This window comes from Plantactinospora alkalitolerans, assembly GCF_015690345.1.
GTDB classification, from domain to species: Bacteria; Actinomycetota; Actinomycetes; order Mycobacteriales; family Micromonosporaceae; genus Plantactinospora; species Plantactinospora alkalitolerans.
Genome location: NZ_JADPUN010000264.1, coordinates 22,099 through 32,380 on the forward strand (window position 1 = coordinate 22,099; position 10,282 = coordinate 32,380).

General features: G+C 69.8%; 4 protein-coding genes and 1 rRNA gene. 2 read left to right on the forward strand and 3 right to left on the reverse strand.

The window, feature by feature from the left end; genetic code table 11:
• Positions 1-8: 8 nt before the first annotated feature.
• Together I0C86_RS30755 and I0C86_RS30760 are read right to left on the reverse strand one after the other, a co-directional pair.
• On the reverse strand, positions 9-2,042 hold the full coding sequence (locus I0C86_RS30755; protein ID WP_196204819.1) for a cell wall-binding repeat-containing protein: 2,034 nt from the start codon (positions 2,040-2,042) through the stop codon (positions 9-11).
• A 371-nt stretch (positions 2,043-2,413) separates the two neighbouring features.
• Complete coding sequence (locus I0C86_RS30760; RefSeq protein ID WP_196204820.1) at positions 2,414-6,793, reverse strand: ExeM/NucH family extracellular endonuclease; 4,380 nt, start codon at positions 6,791-6,793, stop codon at positions 2,414-2,416.
• 332 nt (positions 6,794-7,125) lie between these two features.
• Here I0C86_RS30760 and I0C86_RS30765 point away from each other — a divergent pair, with 332 nt between their 5' ends.
• Complete coding sequence (locus I0C86_RS30765; RefSeq protein ID WP_196204821.1) at positions 7,126-9,033, forward strand: VanW family protein; 1,908 nt, start codon at positions 7,126-7,128, stop codon at positions 9,031-9,033.
• 138 nt (positions 9,034-9,171) lie between these two features.
• Positions 9,172-9,975 (forward strand): S1 family peptidase, encoded by an 804-nt coding sequence (locus I0C86_RS30770; RefSeq protein ID WP_196204822.1) that lies wholly within the window; start codon positions 9,172-9,174, stop codon positions 9,973-9,975.
• Positions 9,976-10,161: 186 nt separating this feature from the next.
• Here I0C86_RS30770 and rrf read toward each other — a convergent pair.
• A 5S ribosomal RNA gene (gene rrf / locus I0C86_RS30775) occupies positions 10,162-10,278 on the reverse strand.
• Positions 10,279-10,282 lie beyond the last annotated feature (4 nt).

The window sequence follows — 10,282 nt, forward strand, 5'->3', positions numbered from 1 at the left end:
CTGCCGTCTTACCGGTCGTCCAGACGCTCCCGCAGGTCCGCCAGGGCCGCCCGGATCTGCTCCGGCGTACGACGCTCGGTCGGCTGCGCCGCCGCCGTACGGGCCCCCTGGTTGCGGGCCGCGATGCTGGCAGCACCGGTGCCGTTGATCCCGATGTCGGTCCGGTTCTGCAGCTGGGTGTACCCACCCGGACCGCTGATCCAGGTACCGACCCCCGTCTGCTGTCCGGTGGCGACAACGCCGGCCGAGCCGAAGATGAGCCCGGTGTGCAGGGAACCGCTGTGCTCGTCGAGGAAGAGCTCGGGCTCGAACGACAGCGTCGACGCGCCGCCCCGGGTGAGCAGCACCGGGCCGTTGATCGTCGCCATCAGGGCACCACCGGCGAGTGCGTCCGGCCAGTCCGCACCGGTCGCGATTCCGGCGTACGCGGTGCCGCCGAAGAAGCCCCAGGCGGTGAACAGCGCCGTCTCGTACCGGTTGGTTCCGTAGATCTCGATCGGGTTGTAGGCCGCCGTGGCGGTCTTGCCCTGGAGGCCGACTCCCACGACCACCGACCGCTCGTTCAGCCCGTTGAGATAGGTCTCGGTCGCCGGGTCCAGGACGTAGTCCTTGGTGAGGATGACGACCGCGGCCTGGTCACTACCCGGAGTGTTGAACGAACCGGCCGCCGCACCGGCCGCCAGCGCGTCCGGGAAGTTGGCGCCGGTGGCGGCGAACACCCAGGTCGGCTCCGGGTTGATCTCCTTCGCGATCTCGAGCGAGGTGGTGTACCGGTTCTGCCCGGCGAGCCGCTTCACCACGTAGCCCAGCGCCTCGACCTGGTTCTCCACAGTGGTCGAGATCGCGCCGGGGCTGCCCAGCAGGTAGACGGTCTTGCCCGGGGCGAGGATCCGCTGGATCTCGGTCCGGGTGGTGACGTCCAGCCCGTTCGGATGGGTCATCAGCAGCGGCCCCTGCTTCGCGGCCGCCAGCGCCGCGCCGCCGAGCGCGTCGGCGAACAGGTCGGACCGGGACAGCACGACGCCTTCGGCCGTCGGACGCGGGTCGGAGGCGTTCGACGCGGTGGCCCAGTGCGACTGGGAAACCGCGGCCGCGGTGGTGTACCGGTTCTGTCCGGAGAGCCGGACGACCTTGTCCGTCCGGCGCGGCTGGTACGAGGGAACCCCGGAGAGGTTGGGCACCGTGGTCGGGGTCGCCGCCCCGCTGCCGTTCGCCGGTGCCGTCGCCACGCCACTGCCCTGGGTGAAGGCGATGGTCGTGCCGTCGGGCGACCAGACCGGGTTGTCGTGGGCGGCCGCGTTCGAGGTCACCTGGACGACGTTGCTGCCGTCGATGTTGGCGACCCAGACCTGGTTGCGGGTGCCGTCCGAGCGGATGAACGCGACCTTCTTGCCGTTTGGTGCCATGGCGGGGTTGCTGGCGTTCGACAGGATCGTCTGGAATCCGCTGTCGGAGTTCGGGTCGAAGACACCGACGTCCGGCGTCCCGGTCGGCACGCCCCCGCTGTCCGCCTGGGTCTGGTAGACGAAGAGGCTACCCGGACCGGAGTCCGGAGCCAGGTAGTGCCGTCCGTCCTCGGGCGAGATGGGGACCGCGGTGTAGCCGCCCGAGCTGGGCTGCACCTCGAGCCGCCACGGCAGGCCAGCCTGCTTGGCGGCCCAGAGCACGCCGATGCCGTCGCCCCGGTAGCTCGGGTCGCGACGCTGGACGCTGTCCTGGCCGGACATCCACCAGTAGTTCCAGCCCTCGTTGTGCCGGACCGTCGCGATCCGGCCGTTCTCGGTGGCGAAGATCGCCCGGCTGCCGTCGGGCGACCAGGCCGCCCCGGTCATGGTGGTGATGGTCGGGTCGTCAGGGCTGTCGAGCGTGAGCTTGGAACCGTTGGAGAACGTGATGCTCGTGCTGCCGTTGCTGGAGGTCAGCGTGTTGCCGGTGCCAGCGGGGCTCGCCTGTACCGCCGTCGTGCCAGCGATGGCGGTGGTCGCGCCGAGCGCGACCACCGAGGCGAGCGCCAACGGCCGGTGAATGAAACGTGGAGGCAAGGGTACTCCTCGCGACAGATTGCGCGCCGCACTGCCCACTTGGGGCGGTTGACCCCCGTGGGGCGGCGCCGTCGAGAACTTTAAGGGTTCCTTTATTCAGCGCGCAGCCCCGTTTCGGCTCCACGGGACAATATGGTCCGTTAGGTCAGTGGAAGGCGACCGATTCGGCGGTTCGGAATTGAAAACCCACACTCTGGTACGGTCCGGGCGCGCTAATCCCGTTTACCGTACCGACGGGATCACTATCAGTTCTGATCGCCATCGGAGTCGGCGTTCCGAAACCGAACTGCGGGCCCGGGACCGTGGCCGGTCCCGAACCCGCAGCAGCGGCTTTCTCCACACTCAGTGGTGGCGCGAAACAGGTCGCTCCCTCACAGCCGGGCGCACTGTCCCGTCGCCGGACCCCGTACCGTGTTGGCCCGGCCGTCGTTGCCCGGCCCGGGGTTGTTGCCCAGGCAGGAGAGCGGACCGCTGATCGTGTTCCCGGCCACCAGCACCGGCTGGCCGCCGGTGTTACCGACCAGGGACACCGGGCCGGCGACGGTGACGGTGTCCACCCGTACGCCGCCGGTGCTCAGCACGATCGAGACCGGGCCGCTCACCCTGCCCTTCTCGACGTGCACCTGACCGGTCCCGCCGACCACCGACACCGGGCCGGAGACCGTGGTCCCGTCCAGGGTGAGCAGCACCGAACGGGTCGCGGTCAGCGGGCCGGCGATGCTGCCGCCGGTGGCCACCAGCGACGCGCCGGGCAGGACGGTCACCGGGCCGGAGATCGTCGCATTGTCCAGGCAGGTCAGCCCGGAGAAGACGGTCAGCGGCCGGTTGTGCCGCCCGGTGATCGTCGTGGTGCACTCCGGGCCGGGCCGCCCGATCGTCGACCGTGGCGCCGGATCGGCGGTCACCGGCGACTTGTCGGCGAGGTAGTCGGTCAGCATGGTCAGGTCGTTGTCCCCGGTGGTGACCCGGTCGGTGCCACCGGCCAGGGTGGCGAAGTTGTCCCCGCCGGACGCGAGGAACGAGTTGACCGTCAACCGGTAGCTGCCGGTCGGGCTGATCGGCGTGCCGTTCAGGGACATCGACGTGATCCGGGAGCCCTGTGCGGCCTCCGGGTCGTAGGTGTAGCTGAACCCCTTCGAGACACCCAGCCAGAGCACCGGCCGGGACGCGCCCGCCGGCTGCCACTGCTCCTCCAGTACCTGCTTGAGCTGGGCACCGGTGTAGCTCTTCGTCACCACGTCGTTGGCGAACGGCTGCACCGAGAACGCCTCCGAGTAGGTGATCACCCCGTCGGCGCCGTACAACAGGTCGGCCCGCAGGCCACCCGGGTTCATGAACGCGATCTGCGCCCCGCCCCGGCCGGCGGCGGAGGTTCCGGCGAGTTGCACGTCGGCGATGAAGTTGCCGAGCACCGACTCCTTGCCCCGGTCCTCGTTACCCGCCTCGTTGTACGCCCGCTTGATGTCCGCGGTGATCGACCCGAGTTCCCGCTGGCCCAACTCCTGGGCCCGTACCTTGGCCGCCACGACGATCGCGGCGACCGCCGGGTCCTGCGGTGCGCCGACCACGTCGACCAACGCGACGCCGGCCGAGGTCACCTCGCCGGATGCCGGGTCGACGGTCAGCTTGACCCGGCCCAGCCGCTTGCCGTAGTCCTCGGCCTGGACCACCGGGCGCAGCCTGTCGGTGCCGGGCACCGGCACCTCGAAGGCGTACGGCTGGTGGGTGTGCCCGCTGAAGATGGCGTCGATCGTCGCGTCGGCCCGGGTGAACTTTCCGAAGACCGGATCGTTCGCCAGTTCCTCGGCCGAGTCGATGTTCTCGGTCGCGGCCCCCTCGTGGGCGAGCAGCACGACCACGTCTGCCTCGCCGTTGGCCGGATCGCCGTCCTTGAGCGCCCCGGCGACCGCGTTGGCCTCGGCCACCGGGTCCCGGAAGGTGATCCCGGCGATGCCGTCCGGGCTGACCAGTGACCCGGTCTGCTCCGTCACCACGCCGACGAAGCCGACCCGGATCCCGCCGATGGTGCTGACCGAGTACGCCGGCAGTGCCCGCTCGTCGCCCCGGTACACGTTCGCGCCGAGCAGCGGGAAGTCGGCCCGGTCGGTCACCCGGCCGGTCAGGTCCGCGATGCCCTTGTCGAACTCGTGGTTGCCGACCGCCGACGCGGCCACCCCGATCTGGTTCAGCGCGTCGATCGTCGGGTTGTCGTCGTCGATCGCCGAGATGAACGTGGAGGCGCCGATGTTGTCGCCACCGGAGACGAAGGCCGTGTTCGGGTTCTCCGCCCGCAACTGGTTGACCAGGCCGGCGACCTGGGCAGCCCCGCCGATCGGCCGGCCGTCCGGCGCGTTGCCGGGCGATTCGATGCGGCCGTGGAAGTCGTTGACGCTGAGCAGTTGCAGCTCGACCGGGCCGGTCGGGGCGGTGTTCAACCCGACGACGATCGGGTTGTGGTCGCTGGCCCGGTACGGGTCGGCGGCGTAGAACTCCGGGTGCCCGTCGTACTGGAAGGCGTACGACTCGTGCGAGTTGATCTGCCAGACGTCGACGCCGGTGACCCGGGCCGCCAGCGACGGCGAGGCGACCGCGTGGTCCAGCGACCCGGACTCGCCCCCGAAGACGTAGCTGTGCTTGCCGGTGTCGTTGAGGTCGACGTACGCGGAGTCGTAGAGGACCCGCATCGGGTCCTCCTGGGTGTACGCGTTGAAGTCGCCGAGCAGTAGCACGTCGTCGCTGCCGCTGTCCGTCTTCAACTGCTCGACGAAGGTGACCAGCGAGCGTGCCTGGCGTACCCGGTCGCCGTTGAACGCGCCCTGTCCGTCACCGCTGTCGGCGTTGTCGCCGGTCGCGGCGTCGGAGGTGCTCTTCGACTTGAGATGGTTGGCCACCACGGTGAAGGTGACCGGGCCGGCGGTGAAGCTCTGCGCGATCGGCTCCCGGGCGTTGGACCACACCGTCTCGTCGTTGATCGTCCGGGACGGGCCCTTCGGCTGCACCCTGGCCGGCTTGAAGATGATCGCCGTGGTGATGAAGTCCTGCTGCGTCGCGGCCGGCAGGTCGGCCGGGGTGCGGACGTAGTCCCAGGTGCCCGCGCCGTCGGCCGTGTTCAGCGCGGCGACGAGTCGCTGAAGCGCCTGCTGCGGATCGGCGGCGTTGAACCGGACCGAATTCTCGATCTCCTCCAGGGCGACCACGTCGGCGTCGAGCGCGCTGATCGCCGAAACGATCTTCGCCTCCTGCTTGGCGAGCCCGGCCTCGTCCGGCGCGCCCCGGGCGTCGCCGCCGAAGTGGACAAAGTAGTTCAGCACGTTGAAGCTGGCCAGCCGCAGGTCGCCACCGACGTTCTCCGGAGCGGCCGTACGCGGGTTGGTCACCTTGAACGTGGTCCGACCGGCCGGCGGGGTGTCCGCGCTGACCGGGGTGGTCGGCTGGAGCCGCCACTCGTTGAAGCCGTACGACAGCACGGTCGGGCCGAACGCCTCGACGCTGTCGCCGACCCGGAGCGGGTTCGTCTTCGACAGGTACGGCGGCAGCAGCCCGGCGTCCGCCAGGTTGGTGGTCCGGCCGTCGTCGATCAGGAGCCGGCCCAGTTTGTTGCCGGCCGCTGCCTGGCGGGCGGCGTCGGAGCCGGGCCGGGCGATGTCGGTCGGGATGACCGCGGCGCGGTCTCCGGCGGCGAGCACCACCTCGCCGTACCGGTTGGTGTTGTACACCTCGGAGACGGTGTACTGGCCGACCGGTGCGACCAGCATCGACTCGACCGATTCCCGGGCGGCCGGGTCCAGCGGCAGGCCGAGCGCGACCGGTGCCGGCAGCGCGACCCCCTCCGCGCAGACCTGTACGTCGGTCCGGGTGCCGATGCTGACCTGGGTCAGTCCGTTGAACTCGCTCGCGGTGCCGCTGACCCGGATCCGGTCGCCGACGGCGACACCCGGGTGGTTGGCGGTGTTGGTGGTCAGGTAGACGAAGACGCCGTCCGAGGCGGTGCCGGCGACCGGCGACCGCCCGCCGCTGCCGGCGGTCTGCAGGTAGATGCCGTTGTACCCGCCGGTCCGGTGGTCCGCGGTGACGACGCCCTCGATCGTGACCCGGGTGCCGGCCAGCGGGGTCGCGTCGCCGGTCCCCTGGACCTGGGCGATGGTGTGGCTGACCGGGGTGTCGCAGCCGACCGGTTCCGGGTCGGGGTCCGGGTCTCCGCCGGTGTTACGGGTGCCGAAGCTGTGTGCTGCCGGTGCCCGCCAGTCACCGTCGACGCGCTGGAGCGACTGTCCTACCGGGGTACTGCTGCCTTCCGCGACCGCGATGTCGGTGGCGGCCAGTCCGCCCGCCGGTCCGCCGGCCCCGGTCATGCCGCCCTCGTAGCTGAGGAACTCGGCGACGGCGCCGTCGGGGGCGACGAGCGCGACCGCGTCGGGCGAGCCGTTCTGGATGCCGTCCGTCGGATACGTCGCGACGACCACACCTGCCGCCGGCACGGCACCGGTCAGCGTCCTCGTGCCGTACGCCGCACCGTTGTTTCCGTTGTAGAGGACGAGCTGCCACCCGGAGAGGTCGGTTCCGGCCGGAGCCTCGACCTCGATGGCCTCGCCGGTGTCGGTGCCGACGTTGTCGTAGTGAATTTCGCTGATGAAGCGCGTCGCCGCGGGTTCTGCGGCGAACGCCGCGACCCCACTGGTCACACCGAGCGCACCACTGGTGAGAAGTACGCCCAGCGCCTTGAGCGAGCGTCCGTGTCTGTTCCGGCGCATCAAGTTGCCTCCGATAGGGGGTAGACGCTCGGAGCATATGCGGGGGCAGTGGCCAATCGAGAGCTGCCAGGTGTACGGAACACCATGGATGTTCGGCTGTAACACGCCGAAGTTCGGACTATTCGGTGTTATCGACCGGTTGCCGGCGCGTGGTCGGCGGCACCGTACCGAGCTGTCGCCAGGTGACCAGGTCGGACCTGAGGCGAGGATGATTCGGCAACCGGCCATTTCCGGGAGGGCCGCGGCCCGTTCGGGCCGAGTTTTGGCTACCGTAGTCGTCCAGGTCTTGCCGGGCGGGCCACATCCACGCCCGCCGTATCGCCCTGATCGAGGTGTCCGTGAGTCAGTACGGCGAGAACAGATTGCCCGCCGACGAGCAGCCGACGGTCCAGATGGCCGCCGTCTCGGTATCCGCCGAGGAACGGCCGACCATCCAGATCGCCGCCGTGACCCTGCCGGCCGAGCAGCGGTCCGGCCACACCCGGCCTGGTCCGCCGGCTGCCGGCGGGTGGGGAAACCCGGGCACCGACGCGGGAGAGTCCAGCGCACCGCCGCCAGCGGCGCGTCGAGGGCTGCGCCGGACACTGCTCGCGGTCGGCACCGCCGCCGCCGTACTCGTCGTCGGAGGCACCGCGGCCGGTGGCTACGCGTACGCCGGCGAGGTGCCCCGGGGCACCAGCGTGCTCGGCGTCGACCTGGGCGGCAAGAGTCGGTCCGAGGCCGTTTCGACCCTCCGTGCCGACCTGGACCGCCGGGCGAGCACGTTCACCACACCGGTGCCGGTACGGATCGGTGACCGGACCGGTGAGATCTCCCCTGCCGCCGTCGGGCTGGCGGTCGACGTGGAGGCGACCGTGGAGGCGGCCGCCGCGCACCGACCCGGGCCGGTGAGCCTGCTGTTCGGCTCCCGGGCCGCCACCCCGGTCGTCGCCGTCGACGTCGAGAAACTCGACACCGAACTACGCAGGATCATCGGCAGGACCGGTCCGCAGATGACGCTGCCGGCGATCACCTTCACCGGCACCACCCCGAAGCCGGTGTACCCGAAGCCGAGCAAGGGCATCCGGCCCGACGATTCGGCCAAGGCGGTCCGGGACGGCTGGCTGCGGGGGCAGCCGGTGGTGGTGCCACTGGTCGAGACCCATCCGGTGACCACCACCGAGGAGGTCGATCGGCTGATCACCGAGCTGGCCAGGCCTGCGGTCGCCACCCCGGTGTCGGTGAACACCGACCGGGGCGCCTTCACGATTCCGCCGGCCGCGATCGCGAAGAGTCTCGTCCTCAGCGCCGACAAGACCGGCAAGATCGAGCCCCGGGTGGACGAGAAGAAGCTGCGCGCCGCGTTGACCAGCCAGCTCGGCAAGGTCGAGGTGAAGGCGAAGGACGCCAGCATGTCGATCCAGGGCAACAAGCCCAAGATGGTCGCCGGCGCCGGTGGGCAGCAGGTGGACGTCGCCACGCTGGCCCGCGACCTGCTGCCGGTGCTGTCGAAGACCGACGGCCGCCAGGTCACGGCGAAGCTCAAGGCGGTGCAGCCGAAGGTCAGCACCGAGGACCTGACCAAGATGGGCATCAAGGAGCGGGTCTCCACCTTCACCACCAACTTCACCGGCGGACTCAGCTCCTCCCGCAGCCAGAACATCGTGACGATCGCGAGGGACGTGGACGGCACGCTGGTGAAGCCGGGCGAGACCTTCTCGCTCAACGGCCACACCGGCGAGCGCGGCTACGCTCAGGGCTACCGCGACGCACCGGTCATCCTGGACGGCAAGCTCGTGCCGGGAGTCGGTGGCGGGACGTCGCAGTTCACCACGACGCTGTTCAACGCGACGTACTACGCCGGGCTGGAGGACGTGGAGCACAAGCCGCACTCCTACTGGTTCAGCCGCTACCCGGCGGTGATCGAGTCGACCATCTTCTGGCCGAGCCTGGACTTCAAGTTCCGCAACGACACCCCGCACGGCGTACTGATCGACACCTCGCACACGTCGAGTTCGATCACCGTGTCGATCTGGAGCACGAAGGTGTACGACAAGGTGAGCACCGAGTACAGCCCCCGGCGGAACATCACCAAACCGAAGGTGATCAAGCTCGCGCCCGGGCCGTCCTGCATCCCCACCAACGGGATCGACGGTTTCACCCAGGACGCGTTCCGGGTGTTCCGCAAGGACGGCAAGGTGCTCAAGCGGGAGAAGTTCACCTGGAAGTACCTCGCCGAACCCCGCTACAGCTGCGGCTGACCGGCGCACCTTCCGTGGTATGACACATCCGGGATGCCATCGACACATTGCGATATGGCGATCCGGGTCTCTACGCTGCCGACATCGTGATCTGAGCGCGCCCACAAGGCGTGCCGTCGATGCTCGGAGAGGACCCACATGGCTCGTTGGCGCATCCTCACCCGCCTGGCCGCCGTCGCGTTCACCGCGGCGACGGTCGGCGGCGTCACCCTGGCCGCACCGGCCAGCGCCGCACCGGAGAACAGCGACGTCACACCGTTCGTCGTCGGCGGCACCCCTGTCGCCCAGGGCGAGTTCCCGTTCATGGTGCGACTGTCGATGGGCTGCGGCGGCGCGCTCTACAGCCCCCGCCTGGTCCTCACCGCCGCGCACTGCGTCGGGCGTACCGGTACCAACACCAGCATCACCGCCACGCTCGGCGTGGTGGATCTGCAGTCGTCGAGCCGGATCCAGATCCGGTCCAACTACGTCTACCGGGCACCGGGGTACAACGGCTACGGCGACGACTGGGCACTGATCCGGCTGGCGAGCGCGGCCACCGGGCTCAGCACCCTGCCGATCGCGACCAGCACCGCGTACGACAGCGGCACCTTCACCATCGCCGGCTGGGGCGCGAACCGGGAGGGTGGCGCCCAACAGCGCTACATGCTGAAGGCGAGCGTGCCGTTCGTCAGCGACTCGGTGTGCAACGGACCGTCCTCGTACGACGGTGACGTCATTCCCGCGGAGGAGATCTGCGCCGGCCCGCTGTCCGGGGGCACCGACACCTGCCAGGGCGACTCGGGCGGCCCGATGTTCCGGCAGGGCGGCAGCGGCCTCGTCCAGGTCGGCATCGTCAGTTGGGGCAACGGTTGCGCCCGGGCCAACTACCCTGGCGTCTACACCCAGGTCAGCTACTTCTCGTCGGCGATCAGCTCGGCCGCCGCGAGTCTGGGTGGCTGAACCCGACCGGGTCGTGGTCGGGGCCGTGGGAACCGACCATCCATCCGGAAGGACACGGGTTGAGCCACGATCGGTAGTAGAAACAGCGACCGTAGGCAGTAAGAGTTTTCGTAGGGCAGTGGGAGTTTGCAGGGCGGTATAAACAATGTGGGGCCACCCCGAAGGGTGGCCCCACATTATGAAGATGTCCGGCGGCGTCTTACTCTCCCACACCCTCCCGAGTGCAGTACCATCAGCGCTGGAGGGCTTAGCTTCCGGGTTCGGAATGTTACCGGGCGTTTCCCCTCCGCCATAACCGCCGTAACTC